Source organism: Actinomadura meyerae, from assembly GCF_900188445.1.
Classification (GTDB): domain Bacteria; phylum Actinomycetota; class Actinomycetes; order Streptosporangiales; family Streptosporangiaceae; genus Spirillospora; species Spirillospora meyerae.
In genome coordinates this window covers 128,359-152,296 of the sequence record NZ_FZOR01000006.1, presented here as the reverse complement: position 1 = coordinate 152,296, position 23,938 = coordinate 128,359, and the positions used below count along the sequence as shown (strand labels likewise).

Annotated in this window: 19 protein-coding genes; 5 read left to right on the top strand and 14 right to left on the bottom strand. The window is 74.0% G+C overall.

All coding sequences use genetic code 11. The annotated features are described in order from the left end of the window. The first annotated feature begins 63 nt into the window (after nucleotides 1-63). Nucleotides 64-2,133: a M6 family metalloprotease domain-containing protein gene (locus CHF16_RS09130; RefSeq protein WP_245868303.1), complete on the top strand. Its 2,070-nt coding sequence runs from the start codon at nucleotides 64-66 to the stop codon at nucleotides 2,131-2,133. Nucleotides 2,134-2,423: 290 nt separating this feature from the next. Further along, the gene (locus CHF16_RS40155) at nucleotides 2,424-3,542 is read left to right on the top strand and encodes a hypothetical protein (RefSeq protein WP_179271449.1); all 1,119 of its coding nucleotides are present in this window, start codon (nucleotides 2,424-2,426) and stop codon (nucleotides 3,540-3,542) included. A 6-nt stretch (nucleotides 3,543-3,548) separates the two neighbouring features. Here CHF16_RS40155 and CHF16_RS09120 read toward each other — a convergent pair whose 3' ends face one another. The 6 genes from CHF16_RS09120 to CHF16_RS09095 all read right to left on the bottom strand — a co-directional run bounded on the left by CHF16_RS09120 (nucleotide 3,549) and on the right by CHF16_RS09095 (nucleotide 13,023). Beyond that, nucleotides 3,549-4,733: a Cmx/CmrA family chloramphenicol efflux MFS transporter gene (locus CHF16_RS09120; protein WP_089325490.1), complete on the bottom strand. Its 1,185-nt coding sequence runs from the start codon at nucleotides 4,731-4,733 to the stop codon at nucleotides 3,549-3,551. Between the two features lie 77 nt (nucleotides 4,734-4,810). Continuing rightward, the gene (locus tag CHF16_RS09115) at nucleotides 4,811-5,386 is read right to left on the bottom strand and encodes a TetR/AcrR family transcriptional regulator (protein WP_089325489.1); all 576 of its coding nucleotides are present in this window, start codon (nucleotides 5,384-5,386) and stop codon (nucleotides 4,811-4,813) included. A 42-nt stretch (nucleotides 5,387-5,428) separates the two neighbouring features. Then, nucleotides 5,429-9,739 carry an SAV_2336 N-terminal domain-related protein gene (locus tag CHF16_RS09110; RefSeq protein WP_089325488.1) on the bottom strand — a complete coding sequence of 1,437 codons (4,311 nt, stop codon included), beginning with the start codon at nucleotides 9,737-9,739 and terminating at the stop codon, nucleotides 5,429-5,431. A 262-nt stretch (nucleotides 9,740-10,001) separates the two neighbouring features. Continuing rightward, nucleotides 10,002-10,991, bottom strand: a complete 990-nt coding sequence (locus CHF16_RS09105; RefSeq protein ID WP_089325487.1) for an AAA family ATPase — start codon at nucleotides 10,989-10,991, stop codon at nucleotides 10,002-10,004. Next, a complete protein-coding gene (locus CHF16_RS09100) occupies nucleotides 10,992-12,665 on the bottom strand; it encodes a VMAP-C domain-containing protein (protein WP_179271448.1) in 1,674 nt (557 codons plus the stop codon). A 7-nt stretch (nucleotides 12,666-12,672) separates the two neighbouring features. After that, complete coding sequence (locus CHF16_RS09095; RefSeq protein WP_089325485.1) at nucleotides 12,673-13,023, bottom strand: CU044_2847 family protein; 351 nt, start codon at nucleotides 13,021-13,023, stop codon at nucleotides 12,673-12,675. An 81-nt stretch (nucleotides 13,024-13,104) separates the two neighbouring features. Here CHF16_RS09095 and CHF16_RS09090 point away from each other — a divergent pair, with 81 nt between their 5' ends. Continuing rightward, nucleotides 13,105-13,452 (top strand): MmcQ/YjbR family DNA-binding protein, encoded by a 348-nt coding sequence (locus tag CHF16_RS09090; RefSeq protein WP_245868302.1) that lies wholly within the window; start codon nucleotides 13,105-13,107, stop codon nucleotides 13,450-13,452. Nucleotides 13,453-13,505: 53 nt separating this feature from the next. On the opposite strand, the gene CHF16_RS09085 is transcribed toward CHF16_RS09090, so the two are convergent. The 8 genes from CHF16_RS09085 to CHF16_RS09050 form a co-directional block, all read right to left on the bottom strand. Continuing rightward, a complete protein-coding gene (locus CHF16_RS09085; RefSeq protein ID WP_089325593.1) occupies nucleotides 13,506-14,261 on the bottom strand; it encodes a hypothetical protein in 756 nt (251 codons plus the stop codon). Between the two features lie 48 nt (nucleotides 14,262-14,309). Continuing rightward, nucleotides 14,310-16,160: an endonuclease/exonuclease/phosphatase family protein gene (locus CHF16_RS09080; RefSeq protein WP_089325484.1), complete on the bottom strand. Its 1,851-nt coding sequence runs from the start codon at nucleotides 16,158-16,160 to the stop codon at nucleotides 14,310-14,312. An 85-nt stretch (nucleotides 16,161-16,245) separates the two neighbouring features. Further along, nucleotides 16,246-17,712, bottom strand: a complete 1,467-nt coding sequence (locus CHF16_RS09075; protein WP_143227927.1) for a hypothetical protein — start codon at nucleotides 17,710-17,712, stop codon at nucleotides 16,246-16,248. Between the two features lie 243 nt (nucleotides 17,713-17,955). Then, nucleotides 17,956-18,993, bottom strand: coding sequence for a DUF3466 family protein (locus tag CHF16_RS09070; RefSeq protein WP_143227926.1), 1,038 nt, complete (start codon nucleotides 18,991-18,993; stop codon nucleotides 17,956-17,958). 73 nt (nucleotides 18,994-19,066) lie between these two features. After that, nucleotides 19,067-20,134: a DUF6348 family protein gene (locus CHF16_RS09065; protein ID WP_089325481.1), complete on the bottom strand. Its 1,068-nt coding sequence runs from the start codon at nucleotides 20,132-20,134 to the stop codon at nucleotides 19,067-19,069. Between the two features lie 109 nt (nucleotides 20,135-20,243). Then, complete coding sequence (locus CHF16_RS09060) at nucleotides 20,244-20,987, bottom strand: dienelactone hydrolase family protein (protein ID WP_089325480.1); 744 nt, start codon at nucleotides 20,985-20,987, stop codon at nucleotides 20,244-20,246. A gap of 196 nt (nucleotides 20,988-21,183) precedes the next feature. Then, nucleotides 21,184-21,714, bottom strand: a complete 531-nt coding sequence (locus tag CHF16_RS09055; RefSeq protein WP_218826598.1) for an AAA family ATPase — start codon at nucleotides 21,712-21,714, stop codon at nucleotides 21,184-21,186. Nucleotides 21,715-21,777: 63 nt separating this feature from the next. After that, a complete protein-coding gene (locus tag CHF16_RS09050) occupies nucleotides 21,778-22,920 on the bottom strand; it encodes an FAD-dependent oxidoreductase (RefSeq protein ID WP_218826597.1) in 1,143 nt (380 codons plus the stop codon). Nucleotides 22,921-22,999: 79 nt separating this feature from the next. Between CHF16_RS09050 and CHF16_RS09045 the strand changes: the two genes are divergently transcribed. Next, on the top strand, nucleotides 23,000-23,491 hold the full coding sequence (locus CHF16_RS09045; protein ID WP_218826596.1) for an RNA polymerase sigma factor: 492 nt from the start codon (nucleotides 23,000-23,002) through the stop codon (nucleotides 23,489-23,491). Continuing rightward, nucleotides 23,488-23,937, top strand: coding sequence for an SRPBCC family protein (locus CHF16_RS09040; protein ID WP_089325478.1), 450 nt, complete (start codon nucleotides 23,488-23,490; stop codon nucleotides 23,935-23,937). The genes CHF16_RS09045 and CHF16_RS09040 overlap by 4 nt, the downstream gene beginning before the upstream one ends. The last annotated feature ends 1 nt before the right edge of the window (nucleotide 23,938 follow it).

Below are 23,938 nucleotides of genomic sequence, written 5' to 3'. Positions count from 1 at the left end.
CTAGCCGGTCGTGGCGGCGCGGGTCTTTCCTGCACTCGACGACACACCAGAGGTAGGGGAGACATGCGCGTCAAACAGATGCTGCTGGTACCCGCGTCGGCGATGCTGCTGGTCGCGGGCCTCGCCGCCGTCCCGGCCGCGGCGGAGCCGGGGCCGCCGATCCCGGAGGAGACCGCCAACCCCTGGCAGATGCGGCACTGGCCGCAGACGCAGCCGTGGCAGCGCGGGCAGCCGTCCGCCCGCACGTTCGCGGCCGGAGCACCGAGCCCGATCGACCCGCAGAACTACGAGCTCCCCGACACGATGACCTGGGACGACTACAAGAAGATCCCCGGCACCTCGTGGGCGGATCCGTCCCGCAAGGGGTCGGTGGAGAACTTCAACGTCGCGATCGTCCTCGTCGACTACCCGAACCAGCCGTTCGAGGTGACGCGGCCGCAGAACTCGTCCATCTTCGGCAACCCGGTGAAGGTCGGCGACGTCCCGCGCGAGCGGGTCGCGACGTTCTACCAGGACCTGCTCAACAAGCCGCAGGACCTGAACCACGGCCACACCCTGCACGAGTACTGGATGGAGGACTCCGGCGGCCGGTACGGGGTCGACCTCACCGGGTTCGGCGCCTACCGGATGCCGGCCAAGGACCACGAGTACGGCGTCGACGACCGCATGCAGGGCGGCACCGGCTGCCCCGCCGGCGACACCTGCAACCGCGACCTGCGGGCCGACGCCCGCGCCGCCTGGGTCGCCGACGTCGGCGAGGAGACCGCGAAGAAGTACGACTTCGTGTTCTTCCTCAGCGCCGGGCAGGACGAGTCGTCCACCTGGCAGGAGTTCGGCGAGATGAAGTTCACCGCGAAGGAGGACGTCCCGCCCGAATGGGGGCCGGGCGACCCCGCCCTGACGAACTGGGTGCGGACCCGGTACGTCCCGTGGACGTCCTGGCAGGCGGGCTCCACGATCTGGCCGAACGCCATCTTCGGCGTCTCCTCCACCCAGGCGGAGAGCTCCGGGATGTCGGTCTACGCGCACGAGTTCAGCCACATCCTCGGCATCGGCGACAACTACAACAACCCGTACGGCGACCCGCCGCGCCGCGCCTACAGCGGCCCGTGGGACATGCTGAGCCGCGGCACGTTCAACGGGCCGGGCGGTCCGCACAGCCGCTGGACGATCCCGGCGACGGGCGGCGGCTCGATGGGCGCGCAGCACATGCTCCGCAACAAGATGAAGCTCGGCATGGTGAACCCCGACAACGTGCTGCAGCTCAGCAGGGAGGCGCTCGCCTCGTCCGGCATGGTCGTCGCACGGGTGACCGCCCGGTCGGTCGACCCGGGCAGGAACGGTCTCTCGGGCATCAACGTGAAGCTCGGCGACGGCGGCGACAAGGGCCCCGCCTGCGACACCTCGTCGGACCCGCTGTGCGACGGAGGCGGTTACGACAACTACACCCTCGAGGTCGTCGACCGGCTGGGCACCGACTCCTTCACCCCCGACTCCGGGGTCCTGCTGGCGAAGACGAAGGACGAGGACGACGCCCCGTTCATCTGGGTCAAGGACGCCAACCCGCAGGACATCGACAAGGTCGACTTCGTCCGCCCGGACGGCACCCCGGTGAAGATGACGATCGGCGACTATCGGCAGCTCTCGGACGCCCTGTACCACGCGGGCGCCGACTCCGGGAGCGAGTACGAGTACGTGGACGAGGCCAACCGGCTGCACTTCTACGTCCTGGACCTGAAGCGCGACCGGCGCGGCGTCCTGTCCTACACGGTCGCGGTCAGCTCGCTCGACGGCGCCGGCCCGCAGCGGCGCGGCGTGAAGGTGGACTCCGGGCCCGCCAGGCCGACCGGCGCTGGCTGGATGAAGTGCACGCTGACGCTCCGCAACACCGGCCGCGGCGGCGAAGGACGCCACGGCTCCGACGTGTTCCGGCTGAAGGCGGGCGTGACCGGTGACGGCTGGACGACGTGGCTGCCGAACGAGCTGGCCACCGCGCCCGCGGGCGGCCGGACCGCCGTCGAGGTGTGGGCGAAGCCCGGGCCCGGCGCGTCCCGGCACGCGCGGCTGCGGTTGACCGGGACCTCGGAGAGCGACCCGTCGAAGTCGGACTCCGGGACCTGCGCGCTGCGCTGATCCGGAGCGGGACGGCCCCGGCGGCGGGGCCGTCCCGTGCCCGGCGGCGGGGCCGTCCCGTGCCCGGCGGCCGGGCCGTCTCGTCCCCGGCGGTGTAAACAGAAATTGCCCATTAAGAAAGGTGCGGCCGCTTTTACCCCGACCCGGACGCGGCAACGTCACGAAACGTGATGATCATGCAACGTACGGTGACCGCAGTGGGGTGTGCGGCCCTCGCGGCTGTGGCGGCCGGTGTTCCGGCGATCGCCTCGGCCGCCGGACCCGCCGCCGCTCCCGCGGGTCCCGCCACGGTGACGGCGACCATCGCGAAGGCCCCGGCCGGGCTCGATCCCCGCGACTTCGAGCTGCGCCGGGGCCCCTCTCACGCGGCGCCGATGCGGGCGCTCGACCGCGTGCTGCGGCACGGCGGCGTCGACGGAGTGATCCGCTCGTCCGGCCAGCAGAAGCTGGGCCGCGGCTGCGGCCGGCCGGCCGCCGTGCCCGCCGGGTCGCTCGTGCACTGCTTCGACCGGGCCGACACCGCGACCAGGGCATGGGTCCCGCAGGGCGTCACGACCGCGTCGGACGCCTTCGCGGGCGAACGGTCGCCGGGCGGCGGCAGGCCGGTCATCGTGTCCTGGCACAACGGCGGCAAGGTCAGGGTCACGGTCGTCGATCCCGACCGGCGCACCTACCGGCACGTCCTGCTCGTCGAACCGGAGGTGCGGGGCGGCCGCGCCACCTTCACCGACGTCGGCGTCCACGCCGGCGGGATCGCCTGGTACGGCGACACCCTGTACGTGGCCGACACCCGCCACGGGCTGCGGATGTTCGACATGCGCCGGATCTACGACCTGGGCAAGAGCGCGAAGGGCTCCACCGGCCATTCGGGACGGGTCGGCCTGTACAAGGGCAAGTACTACGGGCACGGGTTCCGCTACGTCCTCCCGCAGTCGGGCAGCTGGCGGTGGGCCCGCGGCAAGGTCGGCCGCCAGTGCCGGGGCTCCGGCCCGCCGCGCATGTCGTGGATCTCCATCGACCGCACCGACCTGCCGCACGTCCTCGCGGGCGGCGAGTACTGCCTGCCGAACTGGAAGCGCGGGCGGGTGGTGACCTGGCGGCTGGAGGCGCTCGCCGGAGGCGGGCCCGTCCGCCCCACCGGCGGAGCCGAACTCCCCGCCGACCGGATCCAGGGGGCGGTGAGGACGAACGGCCGCTGGTGGTTCTCGCAGAGCCGCGGCGCGCGCCAGCGCGGCCGGCTCCTTACGGCCCGCTCCACCGCTTCCGGCTGGAGCGGGGTGCGGAGCCGCGCGTCCTCCCACGGTCCCGAGGACCTGTCCTGCCAGCGCGGCGCGCACCGCGTCTGGACGGTCGCGGAGTACGCCGGCAGGCGCGCCCTGTGGAGCTTCCGCGCCGGCTCCTGCGCCTGATCACTGTCAGGCGTTGACCGACGTCCGGGTCCGCGCGGCGTCCTCGACCGGGCGCCGCCGGACCCGGCCCAGCGCGACCGCGCCGAGCGCGGCGGCTCCCAGGCCCGCCCCGATCCACGCCGTGGCCGGGTAGTCCATCCCGGCGTCGAGCGCGAGCCCGCCGAGCCACGGCCCCGCGGTGATGCCGATGTTGAACGCGACCACGTTCCCGGCGGCCACCAGGGTCGCGGCGCCGTCCACCATCCCGAACGCCCGCGTGTTCAGCGTGGGGTTCGTGGCGAACCCGGCGAACCCCAGCAGGAACACCAGCGCGACGACCGGAACGGGCGAGTGCGCCGTCAGCGCGAGCAGCACGGACACGACCGTGAGCCCCCCGAACCCCGCGTACAGGGTCGGGACGGCCCGCGTGTCGGCCGTCCGCCCGCCGGCGGTGATCCCGATGAGCGCGCCGACGCCGTAGAGGGCGAGGACGCCGGGCACCCACGCCTCCGCGATCCCCGTCGTCTCCGTCAGCAGCGCGCCGAGGTAGCCGAACGTGACGAGGAGCCCGCTGGTCGCCAGCGCGGTCGTCCCGTACAGCAGCCACAGCCGGGGGACGGCCACCGCGCGCAGCTCCGCCCGGACGCGCGGCGCCGGGCCGCCCGACCGCCCGGCGGGGATCGTCGCGGCGACGCCCGCCATCGCGGCCGCCGACATGGCCGCCACCGCCCAGAACGCGGCCCGCCAGCCGAGGTGCTGGCCGATGAGCGTCCCGGCGGGCAGGCCCACGATCGCGGCCACGGTGAGCCCGCCCGCGACGATCCCCATCGCCCTGCCCCGCGCGCCCTCCGGGACGAGCGCGACCGCCGTGGCCGCGGCCACCGCCCAGAACCCGGCGTAGACGAACGCGCCCACGATCCGCATCGCGAACAGCACCCAGTAGCCGGGGGTCAGGGCGCTGACGGCGTGCGTCACGACGAACACCGCGAGGAACGCCAGCATCGTCCGCCGGTGCGGCCACCGCAGCGTCAGCAGCGCCAGGACGGGGGCGCCGACCAGCATCCCGATCGCGAACGCGGAGATGAGCAGCCCCGCGTCCGGCACCGACACGCCGAGGTCGGCGGCCATCTCCGGCAGCAGGCCCGCGAGCATCAGCTCCGACGTGCCCTGGGCGAAGATCGCCATCCCCAGTACGTACACGGCCAGTGGCATCGCTGTCCCTCTCGTAGTATTGGATAGATCAGTACAAAATTGGGGCGTGGAAAAGGGCGGCCGGGGCCGCCCTCGTCTCAGATGGAGGTCATCGCGGTGTCGGCGATGCTCCGCAGCGTCGCCCGGTCGGCGCCGCCGCGGGCGGCGACCTGGATGCCGCTCACCGTCGCGGTCACGAAGTTCGTCAGCGCCGCCGGATCCCGGTCCGGGGGGATCTCGCCGACGCGGATACCGTGCTCGATGGCGGACTTCAGCAGGTCGAAGCGCCGCCGCCGGTCCCGGTCGAGCCGCTCGGCGATGTCGGGGTCATGCGGGCCGAGCTCGACGGTCGCGTTCACGACCAGGCATCCGGACGGGTCTTCGGCGTCCGGTTCGACGGCCCAGTCCAGCACGGTCCGCAGCTTCTCCCGCACGGGCCTGGACTCGTCCTCCATCAGTTCGGCGAGGCGGCCCGTCCGGTGGTGCATGTAGTGCGTCAGCGCCTTGACGTACAGGTCCCGCTTGCTGGCGAACGTGTTGTAGATGCTGCTGCGCCCGAGGCCGGTCGCCTCGCACAGCTCCTGCGTCGAGGTCGCCTCGTAGCCGTCCGCCCAGAAGGCCAGCATGGCCGCCCGGACGGCCCGCTCTTCCTCGAACTTCCGCGGCCGCCCCATGCCCGTACGCTAACACGTTATGTATCGGTCGGTCCAATATCGTCAGCGGACGGACGCGACCTGGACGAACCGGCTCTCGTACCCCTGCGTGAGGACCCCGCGCCCGGGGACGCGCTCGGCCGGCGACGGCCCGCCCATCAGCAGGGCCGCGCACACCTCCGGGTGCAGCTCGTCGAGCAGCGAATCGGTCCCGGCGGACGACCTGGTCTCCGTGCGGGCGACGACGAGGTGGAGCCGCCCCTCGCCGAGGTGCGGGCCGAGCGGCAGGAACAACCCGCGGTCGAGCAGGTCGTGGTCGTCCACGAGCAGGTAGAACTCCGCCGCGGGCGACCTTTCCAGGCGTCCGAGAAGCCCGCCGATCAGTGACCGCGCCTGCGACGTCGTCGCGGCGTACTCGCCGGTGGAGACCCGGGGCGGGCCGCCCAGCCGGAAGTCCAAGTCGTTCAGCCCGCCGCTCGGGTCGATGACGTACGGCTCCTCCCCGCCGGTGCTGAGGGCGTCGAAGACGAGGTACAGCACGTTCGTCTTCCCGGATCCGGGCGGGCCGACCACGCTGAAGTGCGGCAGCTCCCGGAAGGCCAGGACGGCCGGGGCCTGCGTGCCGTCCTCGACGCCGATGGGGATGCGCCCGTGCGAGGCCATCGCCAGCTCGCCGCGCGGCAGGTGCTCCGGCAGGGAGCCCGCGTCCCCGCCCCACTCCGCCGGGGCGACCATGCGGAACCCGTCGGCGGTGCCGGGCGGCAGCAGGGTGAGCAGGGCGCGCATGGCCGGGGCCGGCCCGCACAGGACGATCAGCGGGTCCGCGCGGTCCGCGGCCATCCTCGCGATCACCTCGATCGCCGCCATGGCCAGCGGCCCGCCCTCGGCGGTCACGAGTTCGCCCGCGTCCTCCACCACCAGCACCCCGCCCGCCGACTCCCGGAAGAGCCGGGGGACGGGGGTGTCGCGCTCGCCGGAGTCCTGGCCCACCAGCATGCGCCAGGACGTCGCGGTCACGTTCCCGTGCGGCAGTGCGCCCTGGGAGGCGCGCCGGCTCCCGTACCACCGTGCCGTCGTCAGCATCTCCTCCCCGAACCGGCCGCAGAACACCAGATGCCCGTCCGGGGGGAAGTCGTCGAGCGGGGGCACCGGATCGGCCAGGGGCGTCCGCGCGGTGGCGGGAAGCGCCGCGCGTTCGCGCGTCCGGCGGACGAAGTCCTCGACGGCGGGCGCGGGCGGCTCGTCGGCGACGCTGAAGCGGCGCGGTGCACCGCTACCCGCGCGGAGGTAGGCCGTCCGCTCGCCGGCGAACGGCAGGGACGCGCGTCCGAGGACGCGCTGGAGCACCGCGGGCGGCTGCTCGCTCGCGGCGACCCGCCAGCCGAGGAGGGGCAGGAAGCGGTCCCAGATCGTCGTGTCCTCGACCGTCGCGGAGCCGACCAGGAGCTGGACGCCGAGCGCCGCGCCCTTCTGCGCCACGGTGAGCAGTGCCTCGGCCGCCTCGGGTCTGCCGGCCGGGAAGGTCAGCGACACGTCGGCGAAGACGACGAGCCCCGGCGGATCGGCCACGGCCCGGGCGGAGCGGGCCTCCATCTCGTTCGACAGGAAGCCGGTGAACCGCCGGAGGCGGTCCGCCGATCCGAGCAGTTCCTCGTCGGAGTAGCGGACGTGCGGTAGGTCGAGCGGCTCACCGAGCGGATGCTCGCCCAGCCCCGCGAAGGCGAACGTGAGGTCGCTCGGTGAGTAGGCCGCGGCGAGCGAGAACGTGATCGCGCGCATGACGCGGCGCCGTGCCTCGGTGTCGCCGACGATCATGCCGTGCGGGATTCCGGCCGAGATGTCGAGCGGGTAGAGGGTGACGACGTCACCGCTCTCGTCGTATCCGATGCCGGGGCTCCGCGGCTCGGACGCGGGGAGCGCCCACGTCTCGTGGAACATGCCGCTGGGGCCGCCGCCGTTGAGGCGGAGGACGTCGAAGCGCGGCGGGGCCTCGGGCGCGGGGGGTTGCGGTGGTGCTACGGGGTCGGCGGGGAGGTGGAGCCTGTCCACTCGCGGGGCCCGCCGGCGCACCGCCTCCACGATGGAGTCGGCGTCGTCGGAGGAAAGGCGGGCCGGCCGGAAATCCTGGTGGAAGTGGCTCCCCGTCGGGAGCTTCATGGACATCCTGTGCTCCCCCATGTCGGCCTGCCAGGTCGCGAGGTCCGCCGCCCAGGGGAAGAAGGCGGCGTCGGCGTGGGCCATGGAGAAGACGAAGCGCAATCCCTGGTCGGCGCCCAGCTCGCAGAGCCGCGCCATGGCCTCCGGGAGGTCGTGCCCGAACAGGTCGTCGGCGTCCTGGACGATCACGACGAGCGCGGGCAGCGGGGGGAGCGGGCGCCCTCTCGCGAATTCCGTCTGGTAGGCGTCCCACGTGCGGACGCCGGCCTCCCGCAGGACGGCTTCGCGGCGCCTCCGCTCGGTTTCGAGGGTCTGCGGGAGGCCGTCGAGCAGCGCCGGCAACGGAGTCGACTCCGAGGTGGACAGGGCGAGATGCGGGAGGTCCGCCAGGTGGTCGAAGGTGTCCCACCGCGAGAAGTTGACGAACCCGAGGTTCACGAGTTCGGGCGAGTGGGTGAGGACGAGCCCGGCCACGATCACTCGCAGCAGCGCGTCGCGGTCCGCCGGGGGGCCGGTGACCAGGCCGTGGGGGAGGTCGGGGCGGCCGCTGAGGATGTCCAGGCTGAACCAGCCGCCGTCGCCGGCCGCGCCGATGAGCGTCTTGCGGGACGGGCCGTGCCAGTGGCGGTCGATCAGCTCGTCGGGCGATGCGCCGAAGAGTTCCAGCAGGTCGGGCGCGGGAGCCCTGTTGGAGTCGGGGGCCGGGCTGGAATCGGGGGCCGGGGCGGAACCGGGGGCGAGGTGGGTGCGGGTCTCCGGGGTGACGAGCGCGAAATGGTCGGTGTCGGCGGTGAGGGTGACGGGGCCGCCGTCGGCGGGCAGCAGGGCGCGGAACGTCTCGGCGGCGGTCCCGGCGCGGCGCTCGATCTCGGCGGAGACCGCTTCGAGGACGCGCCGCGTGTGCAGGGCCTCGGGCCGCGGGAGGGTGTCGAGGAGGGCCTCGCGGGCGCCCGGCACGAACGCGTAGCGGACGTCGCCCGCCGGGCGCAGCAGGCCGCTGAGCAGGACCTCCGCGAGCTGGCCCGGCCCGGAGCCGCCGAGGACGCGGTGCTGGATGAGCCGCATCACCGGCAGGGACGGGTCGGACACGGCGACGTGCGCGGCGAGTTCGGCGGCGCCGGGGGAGGCCGTGGCCAGGAATCGGCGGACGCGCTCGCCGATCGGCAGTTCGCGCTCGCGGCCGACGGGCGCGGAGCCGGACGGGCGGGCGGGCAGCGCGGCGACGGCGGCGGGCTGCGGCCCGGAACCGGACACCAGGCGGGCCCACGCGGCGAACCAGCGCGGTGCCGCCTCCATCACCGGGACGGGCACGCCCGGCGGCATCGCCCCGTCGTGCGGGGTGAAGCGCAGGGCGGTGTTCGCGGCGCCGGGCCGGGGGAGGGCCGCGAGGCCGGGGACGGCCGGTGCGGCGGTGCGGCGCCACAGGCGCTCGGCGAGCGGCTGGAGGATCGCGGTCGGCCCGGCCTGCGCCCAGCGGCGGACGGTGCGCGGGGCCTGCCCGCTCCACCAGTGCGGGCCCGAGCAGTCGCTCAGGACGAGCACCGCGTGGCGGCCCGACGCGTCCAGGAGGGTGCCGGGGTCCTGGGGCGGGGCGCCGGGGGCCGAGGCGATGCGGCCGGTTGCGTCCAGGTAGGCGACGTGGACGTCCTGGAAGGCGCCCTGGCGGATCAGCGTCTCGGTCAGCTCGCGGGCGAGGGGCCGCCAGAGCCGCATGGTCGGCCCGGTGTCGACGACGAGGCTGAGCGTGAGCCACCGTTCCGACGACGGGACGAGTACTGGCGCCCACAGGCCGGTGTCGGCGATGCGCGCGGCGGTCGCCTCCTCCTCCAGCTCGCGGCGGTGCCGGGACGGGACGCGGCGCTTCAGCGGTCGCAGCGCGCGCTGCACGCCGAGGGCGTCCGCCAGCATCGGCGCGGTCGGGACGAGCACCTCCGCCGCCGACCCGGCCGGTTCCGCGCCGGGGCCGGGACGCGGGTGGAGGCCGGTCAGCGGTTCCGGCGCGGGCTCCGGAGGCACGGCCGCGGGCGGTGGCTCCGGGACCTCCCCCGGCTCCTCGGGGTCCGCCCGCGGGCGGGCCGGGGGCGGCGCGGGGGAGGTCTCGTCCTCGGCGACGGGGGTGATGTGGCAGGCGAGCCACAGCATCTCGCTCAGCTCGCGGGCGTCCGGCGGCGGCCCGGTCGCCGCGAGGGCCGCGCGGAGCCGGTCGATCCCGTTCATGCGTCCCCGTTCATGCGTCCCCGTTCATGCGTCCCCGTTCATGCGTCCCCGTTCATGCGTCCCCGTTCATGCGTCCCCGTTCATGCGTCCCCGTTCATGCGTCCCCGTTCATGCGTCCCCGTTCATGCGTCCCCGTTCATGCGTCCCCGTTCATGCGTCCCCGTTCATGCGTCCCCGTTCATGCGTCCCCGTTCATGCGTCCCCGTTCATGCGTCCCCGTTCATGCGTCCCGGTTCATGGCTCCCCGTTCATGGCTCCCCGTTCATGCCTCGTCGTCGATCGGCCCGGTCAGGTACGGCATGATCCGGTCGGCGAGGGCGTGCCGGTCGGCGGCGCCGGCGTGCCGGCACAGGTAGACGGCGTTGAGCAGCTGGTCGGTGGCGAGCGTCCCGGACGCGGACCGGTCGAGGAAGCGGCGGACGAGGTCCTCGCTCCGGTCGGCGAGCGGCCCGAGGTGCTCCCGGACGATCGCCGCCAGCTCCGCCTCCCCGGTCGGCTGCCGCAGCTCGACGGTGACGCAGCGGCGCAGGAACGCGGGCGGGAACTCGCGCTCGCCGTTGCTGGTCAGCACGACGAACGGGAAGGCGTTGCAGCGGACGGTCCCGCCGGTGACGGTGACTCGGGCGCCTGGCCCGTCGGCGGCCATGACCTCGGCGGACGGGTCGGCGCGCCGGGTCAGCTCGGGCAGCTCGTACTCGCCCTTCTCGAAGATCGTGAGGAGGTCGTTGGGCAGGTCGATGTCGCTCTTGTCGATCTCGTCCACCAGCAGGACGCGCGGCCGCCGGTAGGGGAGCAGCGCGGTGCCGAGCGGGCCGAGCCGGATGTAGCGGCCGATGTCGTCGCCGGGCGCGTCTCCACCGGCGGGCGCGTTGCCGCGCCCGGCCGCGTACAGGCGGGTCAGGGGGTCGTACTGGTAGAGGCCGTCACGGAGCGTGGTGCGGCTGGTGATGGGCCAGTGCAGGACGGGCCCGAGGCCGAGTTCGTGGGCCACCGCGTAGGCGAGTGTCGACTTCCCCGTGCCGGGCGGCCCCGTCACCAGCAGCGGCCTGCGCAGGTACAGCGCGGCGTTGACCTGCTGTACGGCGTCGTCCGATGGGCGGTAGGTGGTGGCCTGGTGGTCGTTGCCGGAACCGCCGGGCGGGGTGTCCAGGACGGGCTCGCCGTCGAACGTGCGCCATGGCGGCGGGCCGGGGAGCCGGTCGATGCCGTCGTGGGTGCGACGGCTCCCTGTGTAGAGCAGCCAGTCGGACACCTATACCTCCATGGCGAGCGGGGGGTCGGGAAGGCGGGACGGGTCGTCCCACAGCAGGGTCAGGTCGCGTCCGCAGTGCGGCTCGTCCTTCGGTGCCACGAGGGCGGCCTTGCGCAGGGCGAGCGCGACCTGCGGCAGCTCGCCCGGATGCCGGTCGCCGACGGCGGCGGTCAGCTCGTCCAGGACACGGTGCCCCCGGCAGTCGTGATGGGACGCCGCGTCGCAGGGCGTGCGGGTCCACAGCATGACGGGGATGCCGTTGTTGAGCGCGGCCGTCAGCCAGCTCTTCACCGGACGCGACCCGTAGACGAGCACGCAGAAGTCGACGTTGGCCTCCAGCCAGTCCTGGAAGTCGCTGCCCTTGCGGGGCGCGTCGCAGGCGATGGGGCGCGGGTCGCTGCGGCCCCGCTCGTGCAGCAGCCGCCAGCGGTGGTGGGCCTGGTCGCGGCGGAACGAGTCGGGCCGCATCCGCTCGACGTCCCGCACGACGACCGGGTAGCGGCGCATCGGGATGCGGTTGCGCGGGTCGAGGTGCCACTGCTCGAACGGCTTGCCGAGCCAGCTCTCCGGCACCGCGAACTCGATCATCCAGTCGCGGCCGAACAGCGCGGGCGCGAGCGCCGCCACGCCCGCCTCGGCCACCGCCCGCACCCGCTTCTCCGGGACGCGCTCGGTCGGCCGGCGCGGCCCCTCGGCGCCGTCGATCCAGGTGTGCACGGTCACGTCGAAGGCGTTGTCGAACGTGACCCGCTCCAGCCGGACGATCACCGACGCGGGCCCCGAGCGCGGGGCGGCGGCGGGCGCCGCGCCGGGCAGGTGCCGCGCCGACCAGGCGGTGAGCCGTGCGCGCGCCGCGTCCGGCAGGTGCGGGCCGAGCGCCGCGAGGTAGCGGACGAGCCGGTCCTCCGGCCAGCCCTCGGCGACGTACCGGACCGACCCCCACGCCGAACGGAACCCGCCGGACGCCGGGCGCCCGGTGACGCGCTCCAGGGCGGCGGCCAGCGGGTCGGTGTAGCGGACGCCGTCGAGGAGTTCCCGCAGCTCGCGGCGCGCGTCCGGGGTGAGCCAGCGGAGCGGCAGCAGGTCGTCCAGCTCCTCCCAGTGTGTCCGGATGTGCGGGAGGGGCAGCATCCAGCCGAGGTCGGCGCGGTCGCCGTCGCGCAGCTCGGCGTTGGTCACCATGCCGATGACCTCGCCGCTCGCCGCGTCGTACACGGCCGACCCGCTGTAGCCCTCCTCCAGCCAGTCGCCGGGCCCGGTCTTCAGCTCCCACCACTCGCGCCGCATGTCCCGGTGCGGGGACGTCGTGACGTGCGCGTGCCGCTCGTTCCCGTCCTTGCGGCGCGGGAACCCGCAGACGGCGAACGTCCGGCCGGTGAGGGAGTGCTCGTGCAGGTCGTCGGGGGCGGCCAGGCGGGCGGGCGCGTACGGCACGGGCCGGCGCAGCTCCAGGACGGCGACGTCACCCGGGTCGCCCTCGCGCCGCCACGCGCCGCGCCGCACGACCGCGGCGGGCAGGTCCTCCAGGAGGCCGGGGAAGCCGACGCGCGCCTCGTCCAGGCCGTGGACGGTGTGGGCGCAGGTCAGCAGCCGGGTCTCGGTGATGAGGAACGCCGCGCCGAGCTTGCCGCCGGACGGGTGGCCGACCCAGGCGCGCCACTGCCAGTCGTCCACGACCCGGCTACGCCTCCTCCCCGGCCGCGCCACCGGCCGGCGGGCTCGGCTGCCCCCAGGTCATCTTGACCTTGAGATGCCCCTCGACGGACGTCTTCGCGATGACGGCCCCTGCCGCCGCGTTGAGCTTGACGCCGAACTCCAGCTCGACCGCGTCCGGGTTCAGGTCGCCGCCGCGCAGCGCCGCGAGCGCCGACTGGGCCGCCTCCCGGACGTTGTGGAAGGCGTCCTCGAACCGGCCGGCCGCGTCGTGGAAGATCTCGCCGCTCCGGGAGACCGACCGGAAGCCGGGCTCGCGGTCGTCGCTCTCCACGACGATCGTCCCGTGCTCGGTCTGCCAGCGCACCAGTTCGTTCACGACCGCCCCCTCACGCACGCAAATCTAACAAGATCGTCGGAGCCGGGTGCTTTGCTGGGGGAAACGGGGCCACAGGAGGACATGATGATCACAGTCGAGCAGGTGCGGGCGCTCGCGATGACCCTGCCCCGCACGACGGAGCACCTCATCCGCGACCGGGTGAAGTTCCGGGTCGGCTCCATCGTCTACGTCGCCTTCTCCCGGGACGAGACCGAGATGGGTTTCGCGTTCCCCAAGGAGGAGCGCGCCGCGCTGGTGGCGTCCGAGCCGGAGAAGTTCCACCTGCCCCGCGAATCCGACATGCGGTTCAACTGGGTGGAGTGCTGGACGGCCGCCCTCGACGAGCCCGAGATGCGGGAACTGGTCATGGAGGCGTGGCGGATGGTCGTCCCGAAGAAGGTCGCCGCCGCCCGCCTCGGCGAGGCTTAGCCCGCGGCGTGGCGGGTCTCGGTGCGGGGTGGGCTTCGGTGCGGGCGGGCGTGTCAGTGCGGGGGCGGCATCGGGTGGAGGGCGTTGGACGCGGTGCAGCCCGCCTCGCCCGGCATCCGCTGGATGCGTGACGGCACCCAGACGCTCGTCCGGCCCGGCGAGACCCGGGCGAGGACGCAGTCGAACGCGTCCGACAGGTACGGCTTCACCTTGAGGACGAGGCCGACCGCGTCGCCCTCGGCCCTGAACTCGCTGCTGATCGCCGGGTCGAGGCGCAGCGACGCGACCGCCGCGCGGACCTTCGCCTCGTCCGCCCGCCCTCCGGCCGGGACGCGCGGCAGGGCCTTGCGCAGCTTCTCGTAGGGAAGCTCGGGCGTCTTCGGCCACGGCTTGAACTTCAGCGGCTCCCCGGCCGGGCAGGCGACCTCCCGGGTGCCGTAGTGGCGGAATTCCGTGGTCGTCGAGAACCGCATCCGGAAGCACCGCTTCACGGTGACGGGCTCGCCGGGCGCGAACCAGCCCTCGGTCCCCGTGCCGGGGACCCGGAGGACGAGGGTCACGCCCGCTCCGGCGGTGGAGGTCCCGGACACTCGCATGACCTCGACGTCGTCGAGGTCCGCCGCGCGGTGAGCGATGTCCTGCGCGGGCCGCACGCGGGCGGTGTAGAGCTTGTCGCCGACCAGCTGGGCGGTCTTGCGCGCGTCCTCGGTGGCGCGTTCCTCGGCCGTCCCGCCGCCCGCGGCGTAGGGGACGGAGCCGCATCCGGCGCTCAGCAGGACGGGCAGCAGGAGGATCGCGAGTCGGCGCATCCGCTCATGGTCGCGGCGCACGGCACCGGACCGCATCCGTACATGTACTCATCTGGGGGTGAGTGTGACGGAGATCGGCCGGTGGTCGGAGTGGCGGACGCCGGGGTTGGCGGCGTCCCGCCCGACCAGGCCGGACGTGACGAGCACATGGTCGATCTGCTCCGCCGAGTCGGGCGTCGTCGGGAACGGGCGGGACGGCGCGAGCGCGTCCGTCAGCCCGGCGCGCATCAGCACGTCCCAGGGGCGGGAGCCGGGCTCCAGGTTGAGGTCCCCGGCGAGGACGACCTGCCGGCCGTCGCGCGCGGAGTCCCGGGCCAGGGCGCCGAGCTGCTCGGCCTGCCGCAGGTCGGACCAGTCCGACGGGGGCTGCGTGTGCGTGGCGATCACCGTGATGTCGCGGCCCTGCCAGCGCAGCCCGACCGCGAGCGCCTGTGCGCCCGTCGGGCCGCCCTCGGCGAGCGGCACGTTCCGGACGGACGTCACCGGCAGGTCGGTGAGCAGCGCGTCGCCCCACACCTCGTCCGCCGCCGGCGCCCAGACAGCCCGCAGCCCCAGTCGTTCGGAGAGCAGGCGCAGCGAGTCGCGCCCGCCGTTCAGAAGCCACGCCCGGTCGACCTCGCTGAGGACGACGACGTGCGGGCGGAGCGCGCGCAGGGCGTCGGCCTGCCGGGTGACGGTCATCGTGCCGTCCATGCCGTATCCCATGCGCACGTTGTACGCGGCGAGGCGCAGCCCGCCGTCGTCGACAGGCCGCCAGTCCGGCCCCGTGTCGCGCCACAGCGGAACGGCCGCCACCGCCAGGACGGCGATGACCGCAGCGCCCGCGACCCACCGTTCGAACCCCTGCTCCCGCTCCGGGCGCGTGGCGCGGACGATCAGCGCGGCCATGCCGAGCGCGGTCACCACCGGCACCCACCGGTTCGGGGTGCCGAGGTCGTAGGCGGAGTAGTAGGCGAACATCAGCACGACGAACAGCAGCCAGCCGCCCGCCATCGCCGCCCCGCGCCGTCCCGGCCGGTCGGGCCCGGGGACGGACGCGGCCCAGCCGAGGCACCCGGCCAGCGCGACCTGCCCGAGGACCTGCGCGGCCACCGTCCAGGCGGGGGAGACGCCGTGGACGCCGTCGACCGTGGCGCGCCCGGCGGCGAACCCGAGCACCGACAGCACGAGCCCCGCCGTCGGGACGAGGGGATGCCGCGTCCAGAACCGGGGCCGCGCCGCGACCGCAACCGACAGCACGGCGGCCGCCGTCACGACCGCCGCCGCGACACCGCCCGGCCATCCCGCGCTGGCCTGGGCGTGCGCGGCGTTGCCCGTCCACATGCCCCACAGCAGGAAAGCGGGACCGGCCGCCAGCCAGATCCGGGGCGCGGCGCCGCCTTCGCTCTCGCCGGGCCGCCCAGCCAGCGCGAAGGCGAACAACCCCAGGTAGGCGACGACCGGGATCCACGGCACGAGGCCCGTCCGCCACACCAGGTCGATGCCCTCGACCGCCGCGTGCAGCGCCGTGGCCGCCGCGAGCCCGCCCGCGAACCCGGTCATCATCGGCGCCGTGTCCCGGACGGTCATGGCGGTCGCGGTCAGCCACACCAGCCCGCCGAGCAGGCCCGCGCTGGCCGCGTAGAGCTGGGGGTCACCGCCGTCCGCGGCCTGGAGGACGACCCGCGCGACCACCATCAACGCTCCACCGCCGACCGCCAGCCTGCCCGCCGGGACGACCCGCGCCAGCGGGACGGTGAGGAACGCGGCCACGAACCACGACAGCGCGTACGCGCCCATGACCTCGGCCGGGGTGGAGCCCGCGCTGCCCACGAGCGTGATCAGCGAGGGCAGGAAGACGTGCAGCACGTCCGCCAGCACGACGACGCCCAGCAGGACGTCCCACCGGATCCGCGACATACGCCCCTCCCCGCCCAGAATGCGAGGAAGTCTCACGTATTGGGGTTGCGGTGCGCAAGGGGCGCCGGACGTCAGGCGGCGGGCGTCAGGCGCCGGCGGGCTGCGCCTCCGGGGCTTCGACCGGCTCAGGCTCCTCCGCCGGCTCCGCCGGCTTCCGCCCCCACGCCATCGCCGCCGCGAAGCACGCGAACGGCAGCGCGGGCAGCATGTAGCGGTAGTCGAAGTCGACCGTGATCGGGGGGATGGCCAGCAGAGCCACCCCGGACACCCAGAACAGCGCCGTCCGCGCGCGCGCCCGCCGCCACACGATGCCCGCCGCTCCCGCGAGCAGGACTACGCCGAGCACCGTCCCGGGCACGCTCACACGCTCCTGGTAGCCGCGCATGAAGCCCGCGTAGGGGTCGACGATGTGCGTCCTGCCGGTGCCGTGCGAGTACTCGTGGACGACCGTCCGCCGCGTCCCGCCGCCGAGCACCTGGAGGCCGGGCTTGCGCGCGGTGGGCTTCGTGGGGAAGTGGTACCGGGCCTCGGTGCCGACCGTCGGGTACTGCGACCGGTGCCACGAGAACGTCCGGACGAAGAAGTCGTACGACACGACCCGCGCGTAGTCGAGCGGCTGGTTCCGGATCGCCCACAGCGCGAACCGCTGCGCGCGCGCGTTCGTCTCCTCGTCGAACGCCTTCCCGTTGGACCATCCGGTCGGGGAGTTCGCCTCCCAGATCTGGTGGGACGACGCGGGCCGGTCGCCCTTCTGCCCGTACGGGCACAGGCTCGCCAGATCGGCGGGCGGCGTGTGCGCGTCGCAGTCGGCGAACGCGGCCGTCCGCCCCCACAGGAAGACGCCGTCCACCCCGGACATCGCGAACCGGCCGTGCTCCTGCTGGAACCACGCGCCGTACGCGCCGACCGGCAGCACGAACGCCGCCGCGAGCGCCGCGTACACCGGCCACCGCGTCCGCCGCACCACCAGGTACAGGACGGCGACGAGGAACAGCGGCACCCCGACCGTCCGCGTGATGGCCGCCACCCCCAGCAGCGCGCCCACCGCCGCAGCGCGCCGCCACCCGGCCGACCCCGGCTTGGCCAGCAGCAGCATCGCCGCGAGCACCAGGACGGTGAACAGGGTGTCCGACAGGAGCAGATGCTCCAGTTCGATCTGGAACGAGTCGAGCAGGATCGGCGCGACGGCCAGCGCCGCCCACGTCCGCCGCACCTCGAAGTCGCGGACGAGCATCCGGTAGCCGGCCACCGCCAGCCCGATGATCGCCGCATGCTGCAACGCCGTGATCAGCGCCAGGCTGTGGAACGGCTTCAGCACCCACAGGAACAGCCCGTAACCGGACGGCCGCAGCGGATGCGGGAACGGATCGTCGGCGACCCGCAGGAAGTCGTAGCTGTCGTTGAACCACAGCACGCCCCGGAACCCCAGCATGGTGACGACCCGCAGCACGACACCGGCGACGAGCACCAGCGCGAACAGCCAATGCCCCCTGACCGCGCCGACGACGGCACCGGCCTTCGCGCGACGTTCGGCAAGAGGGGCAGGCGGCACAGGGGAACCTTTGCTGTGGACGTGCGGGCGGACGAACCCGCGCCGGGCGATGATCGGCCCTTTCGCGCCGGGGGCGGGCCTCTACGCCGCGTCACCGCGACCGCCCGCGCATCGGCCGCCGATCCTACCAGCGCCTCCGGCGGCTCCCCGGCCGTCCGTCCCCCCGGCGACGACGGACGGGGCGCGCCCGGAGACCGGACGCGCCCCGCCCGCCGGCGTCGCCGGATCGGTCGTTGGGCCGGATCAGTCGTTGGGGACGAGCATGAAGGCGCGGGGCGAGCCAGTGCCGACGATGACGCCGTCGTCGTTGATCGCCTTCGCGTTGTAGAGGATGGCCCCCTCGGGCAGGTTCACGGTGACCTTGTTCAGGTCGGTCATCTTCCCGTCCTCCCAGATGAAGGCGCGGCGCCCGACGCCTCCGCTGGAGTCGGTGTCGGAGATGCCGACGATCTGGCCCCGGTTGTTGATCCCGCTCACGAAGCTGGCGGACCCGCCGAGGGTGCCGAGGTCGGTGATCTTCCCGTCGCTCCACTTGACGGCGTGCATGTAGCCCGTGAGCCTCTGCGAGTCGCCGACGACCGTGCCCTGGTCGTTGACGTCGATGGCGCGGGTGCCGGGGTACCCGCCGCCGCCCAGGGTGCCGAGGTCCCGCACCGTGCCGTTCTCCCAGATGACGGCCCGATTCGCCCCCGACTTCGTCACGGCGGTGCCGATGACCTGGCCCCTCTCGTTGATCGCCGTGGCCTGGCTCTCGGTGCCGTAGGAGACGCCGCCGAGGCCCGGCAGGCGGCGCATGGCGCCGTCGGCGTCCCAGACGGCGGCGCGGCTCGGCTGCCCGGCCTCGCTGAACGACCCGGCCACGGTGTCGGACTCGTTGATGTCGAGCGCGGTGCTGCCGTTCGCACCGCCGTAGGGGGCGCCGAGGTCGACCAGCTCGCCGTCGCGGTACACCACGGCGTGCGCGGGCTCGTTCGAGGCACCGCTGTAGGCGGCGCCCACGATGCGCCCGGCGTCGTTGACGCCCAGCGCGGTGAGCATGGGCAGCCTGCCGATCTCCCCGTCCTGCCAGACCACGCCATTGCCGGCCGAGCCGACCACCAGGCCGCCGGCGTTCACGTCGTTGGCGACGCTGGAGGCGTAACCGGGCAAGGATCCGAGATCGACATAGGTGTAGGTGGTCGCCTGCTCATCGGCGTGGGCGGGCACGGTGACCGCGGCGGCGGCCAGGGCGGTCGCGGCGGCGGCGGTGGCGGAACGGCGCAAGAGCGTACTTATCGACATGCGAATGATCTTGCTCGGCGTGCGCGCCCGGCGATAGACCGCGGACCATTACCGGGTTCTTACGGGCCGGTCCTCACCGGTCGGCGGGGACGAGCAGGCTGAACAGCCGCACCGCGACCCTCCCGTCCGGCAGCGGCGCCGGGCTGCCCGCGACGACCGCCTCGCCCGCCGGCCAGGCCGCACCGTCCAGGAGCACCTCGTTGCTCTGCAACCGGCCCTCGTGGTGGGCGACGAAGAAGCGCATCCAGTGCACCCGCCGGGTGAGGGGCTGCGAGCGCAGCGCGTCCAGCAGCCGGTCGAGCAGCGGCCCGGCGGGCGGCACCGGCCGGTCGGCGAACATGGTGAGCTGAGCGCCCAGCACCAGCTCGAACGCGCCGGACGGATGCTCGTACCGCTCCCGCTGGACCTGGCCGGGCGCGGCACCGGGACGCAGCAGCCCCTCGACGATCGGATGCAGCGCGCCGCGTTCGAACTTCTGCAGCGCCCCGCCGATCGCCTCGCGCCAGGTGGCGCCGGGCCCGGCGAAGCTCTCCACCAGCCGCGGCGCGGCGAGCGCGGGATGCGACACGGCGAAGTCGATCTGCCCCATCACCAGCCCGGGCGGGGCGGGATGGACGAACAGCCTCGCGTCGACCGACGTCCCGCCGCCGAGCACCGCACCGTGCCCGCGCAGCATCTCCTCGAAGACGGCGCGCGGGCAGGGCACCCCGCCGTCGCCCGGCGCGGGCGGGGGCAGGTCGCGCAGCGCCCGGACCTCGCCGATCGCCATGTCCGCCATCTGCACGCCGTCGTTCAGCGCCTGGTTGATCACGTTGAACTCGGCGCTGCGCAGCGCGATCCGTTCCATCTCGCCGCGGTCGGCCCGCTGCGCGCGGGCCAGTGCGGCGGTGAACACCGGTTCGTCCGCCAGCCGGATCCGGCCGCTCGGGGCGGCCACCACGTCCGTGTAGGTGATGTCCGGCAGCAGCCGCCGCGTGAACGCCATCGGCAGGAAGGCCAGCAGCCGCTCGGCCAGCCACGGTTCGACCCCGGCCCCGGTCAGCCGCTCCAGCACGTCGGCGTCGCCGGGCGGCTCCGGCCCCGAGCAGAACGCGGCGACTCCCACCTCGACGGCGCTCTCGAACCCCACAGACGTGATCATCGCGAAACCCTATCTCCGCGGACGTATCACCCGCAGGCGCAATCACCGCCCAGCGCAGGAGGTCAGCGGTGCCGGCGCCCGGTCCGGCCGGGCGCCGGCACCGGTCACGTCACCCTCGGCCGAGGTGCCGCGCGAGGAACCGGACCGCGCTGTCGGCCTCGAACCTCGGCAGGTCCTTGTGCTTGCCCACGTTGGCGTGCAGCGTCTTCTCCGCCGAGGCGAAGGCGTCGAACAGCGCCAGACCGGCCTCGCGCGGGATGTGCTCGTCGTCCCACTGCATGGCGAACTCCACCGGGACGGTGATCCGCCTCGCCGCCTCGGCCAGCCGGTCCGGCCAGTGCATGCCGAACACCGCTGCGCCGATGCGGGAGTCGGCCGCCGCCAGCGGGACGCCCACCGCCGTGCCCATGTTGAGCCCGAAGTAGCCGACCGGCCCGCCCTTGCCGATCTCGGGGAGCCGCTGGAGGGCGTCCAGCGCCGCCCGGTACTCCGGCACGGCGCGCTCCGCCAGGTGCGCGTTGTAGCGGACGACGATCGGGCCTTCCGGCTCGCCCGCCTCCCGCGCCCGGTAGAGCGCGGCGATCTCCGCCTCGTCGTGCGCCGTGCGCGGCCGGTCGCCGTGCCCGGGAGCGTCGAGGACGGCGACGTGGAAGCCGCAGCCCTCCACGAGGAGCCGTGCCCGTCCCGCCATCGCCGGGGACTTCTTGTGGTTGCCGCCGCCGTGGCCCATCAGCACCAGCGGCGCGCGGCCGGTACCGGCCGACCACAGCACGCCGGGGACGCCGTCCACGGTGAAGTCGCGTTCGAGGACGCCGCCGGACGACGTCTCGGCGGTGAAAAGCAGAGAATGCAAGGTGGTGCCTTTCAGGAGTGCCTGACTGGTCGCGGCGCTCCCGGCGATCCCTACGTCAACCGCCCGACCGTGACGACGAGGGGAGCACCCACATCGGTACAGCGTTCATGGGTCTCACCTCCAAGCGTCAGAACACGGCCGCCGGCAATCTATCAACCACCCCGCGCGCGGCCGACTTCTTTTCCGCATGCGCCCATCACAGCCGGGCGGTGACGAACCGGACGCGCTCCTCGACGGGCACGCGGGGCAGTTCCACCAGCTCATAGCCGTACTCGGCGTAGGTCGTGACCATGGATTCGTAAGTCCGCTCCGCCTCGGCCGGAGACTGCTTGCGCTCACTGTCCTGCTCGTAGATCTCGGGCCAGGGCGGGGCGATGAACACGCGCCGCCGATAGCGGAAGGTGCGCGCGGCGGTATGGACATGCGGCGGGACGGGCCGTCCCTCAAGGCGGAGATAGCCGACGATGTCGGGGATCCCGCGATCGAAGAAGACGGGCCCCGCCCGCCCCTCCATGCCGCGGTAGGAGCGCATCTCCCAGCAGAGCATCATCTCGGCGAACAGGTCGACGTCCTGCCAGGGCAGCGCGCGGCCTCCGATGGCGGCCTGATCCTGGATGACGCCTCGTCCGGCCTCCTGGGACCGGGCGAATCCGGCCTCCTCCAAGCGGTCGATCAAGGTGCTCTTCCCGGACCCGGGGCCTCCGGTGACCACAACGAACCCCTCCACCGCCGCACCCCCTCTCCATGCCGCCGCGCAACCCGCCGACCGCACCCTACGACGTCAAGATCATCAGAGGCGGGACGGAGCCGCCTCCGATCGCCGGCCGCCCTGGACGGCGAGGCGCGCGGCGGCGATCCCGACCTCGCCGAGCAGCCCCGGCGCGGCGGACTGGTCGGTGGCGACGGCGAGCCCGCCGCCGCGCTCGACGGCCGGACGGTCCCGCCAGGTCGTCCCCGGCAGGTCCAGGGCCCCGCTGCACTCCGTGCGCAGCGCGGCGCGCCGCCACACCACCGCGTCGCGCCAGCCCGGCCACGTCTGGTCGAGCAGGCTCTGCACCCGCCGTTCGGCGTCGCCTCTCCGCTCCCCGGGCGCGCACGCGGCGGAGATCTGGACGAGTTCGCGTCCGGGCGGGGCCAGCGTCGCGTCGGCCATGCTGTAGCGGGCGATGTAGATCCGGTCGTCCAGGTCCAGGATCCGGAACCAGTCGGGACCATCGCCGGTCCGCATGCCCAGGTCGAACGTCGCCACGCGGGCACCGGGCCAGGTGAGCGACGCGTCGCCGGTGAGCTGCCGCGCCGAGGCGAGGCTGGTCGCGATGATCGCCGGCCCCGCGGGCGGCACGGACACCCGCGTCTTGGTGCGGATCTCCACGCCCAGTTCAGCGGCCCGCTCGGCGAGCAGGTCGACCAGGGCCGTCCACCCGCCGACCACGTACCGCGCCCCGCCGACCAGCGCCCGGCGGAGGCCCTCCCGGACGAACGCGGCCGAGAGCCGTCCGGGATCGTGGTCGAAGGTGAAGACGAACGCGAGCCCGATGATCGCCTCGGCCGTCTCGGCGTCGACGTGCCGGAGCAGCCACGCGCGGAACGGCTCGTCCACCGGTGCCTCCTCGGGGAGCGCGGCGCCCGCCTCGCCGACTTCGCTCATCCAGGGACAGATCCGGCTACCGGCCCGCATGAGGCCGGGGACCCGCGGCGCCGCCACGACGGCCGGGGCGAGGCCGCGCTCCTCCAGCCACGTCCACCAAGGCCCGTCCACGTAGATGGCGTGGGGCCCGGCGTTGGCCCGGTACGGACCGTCCAGCGTGCGCGCGCGCCCGCCAGGCTCGGCATGCGCCTCGGCGACGGTCACCCGAAGGCCGAGCTCGGCCGCCTCGATCGCCGCGGTCAGCCCGGTGAGCCCCGCGCCGACGATCGTCAGTTCCGCTGCCACAACGGATCCCTTCTGTTCGGTGTTCTCGTCGTGGAAAGTGGCGGGGAACCTTCGGAAGGTTCTGCGTAACCTTCCTGGCGTGGATCCGGAGATCGTCGCGGCTGCTCAGCGGGGAGACGCGCTCGCGCTCGACCGGCTGCTCGACGAGCTGGCCCCGTACGTCCGCCGCCTGTGCGCGCGGATCGCCCCGGCGGCGGCCGACGACGCGATGCAGGAGGCCCTCCTCGCCGTCTTCCGCGGACTGCCCTCGCTGGACGCCCCGGAAGCGATCATGACCTGGACGCGGTCGATCGCCGTCCGCACGGCGATCCGCCTCGCCCGCCGCCACGACGCGGAGACCGCCGCCGAGGAGGCGGTCGTCGACCGCGGCGCGTCCTCCCTCGAAGGACTGGTGGACATCGACGACGCTCTGGCGCGACTGCCGCTCGCCCAGCGCGCCGTCCTGGTCCTTCGCACTCGCGAAGGCCTCAGCGAGGAAGAGATCGCCGCCACTCTGGGCATCGCGAAGGGAACCGTGAAGTCCCGGCTGCACCGGGCCAGGGCCGCGTTCCGGGAGGTGTGGGAATCGTGAACGACCCCGTGGCCGGCATCGACCCGCTCGACCGCCTCGACATCCTCGCCGCCGCCATGCCCGGCGCCGCCGTCGTCCGGCGCCGCCTCGCCGCCCCCTTCGAGGACGTGTGGCAGGTCATCGCGAACCTGGAGGACAACCTCCACCGCTTCGAACCGGGCGTCGCCCGCGTCCACATCACCGAGCGGCGCGGCGAGTTCCTCAGCCTGCGGGTGCGGCACACCGACGGCCGCGAGGAGGCGATGGACGCCAGGCTCCGTCCGGGCTGGTGCCTGATGCAGTCGCCCACGGTCGTCGTCGCCTTCGCCGCCCGCCCGGAGGGCGCCGAAACCCTCCTGGCGCACCTGGAACACGGACGCACCGAACGCCCGCACGACACCGACGCCGCCCTAGCGAAGATCGCCGAAGAACTCCAGGCCATCGAACGACTCGCCACCCGCAACTGAC

Bases quoted from the DNA above. Each gene is read 5' to 3' on its own strand.
- CHF16_RS09090 (WP_245868302.1), top strand. From the start codon at position 13,105: ATGATGATCACAGTCGAGCAGGTGCGGGCGCTCGCGATGACCCTGCCC.
- CHF16_RS09080 (WP_089325484.1), bottom strand. From the start codon at position 16,160: ATGTCGCGGATCCGGTGGGACGTCCTGCTGGGCGTCGTCGTGCTGGCG.
- CHF16_RS09065 (WP_089325481.1), bottom strand. From the start codon at position 20,134: ATGATCACGTCTGTGGGGTTCGAGAGCGCCGTCGAGGTGGGAGTCGCC.
- CHF16_RS09085 (WP_089325593.1), bottom strand. From the start codon at position 14,261: ATGCGCCGACTCGCGATCCTCCTGCTGCCCGTCCTGCTGAGCGCCGGA.
- CHF16_RS09130 (WP_245868303.1), top strand. From the start codon at position 64: ATGCGCGTCAAACAGATGCTGCTGGTACCCGCGTCGGCGATGCTGCTG.
- CHF16_RS09110 (WP_089325488.1), bottom strand. From the start codon at position 9,739: ATGAACGGGATCGACCGGCTCCGCGCGGCCCTCGCGGCGACCGGGCCG.
- CHF16_RS09120 (WP_089325490.1), bottom strand. From the start codon at position 4,733: ATGCCACTGGCCGTGTACGTACTGGGGATGGCGATCTTCGCCCAGGGC.
- CHF16_RS09070 (WP_143227926.1), bottom strand. From the start codon at position 18,993: ATGTCGATAAGTACGCTCTTGCGCCGTTCCGCCACCGCCGCCGCCGCG.
- CHF16_RS09115 (WP_089325489.1), bottom strand. From the start codon at position 5,386: ATGGGGCGGCCGCGGAAGTTCGAGGAAGAGCGGGCCGTCCGGGCGGCC.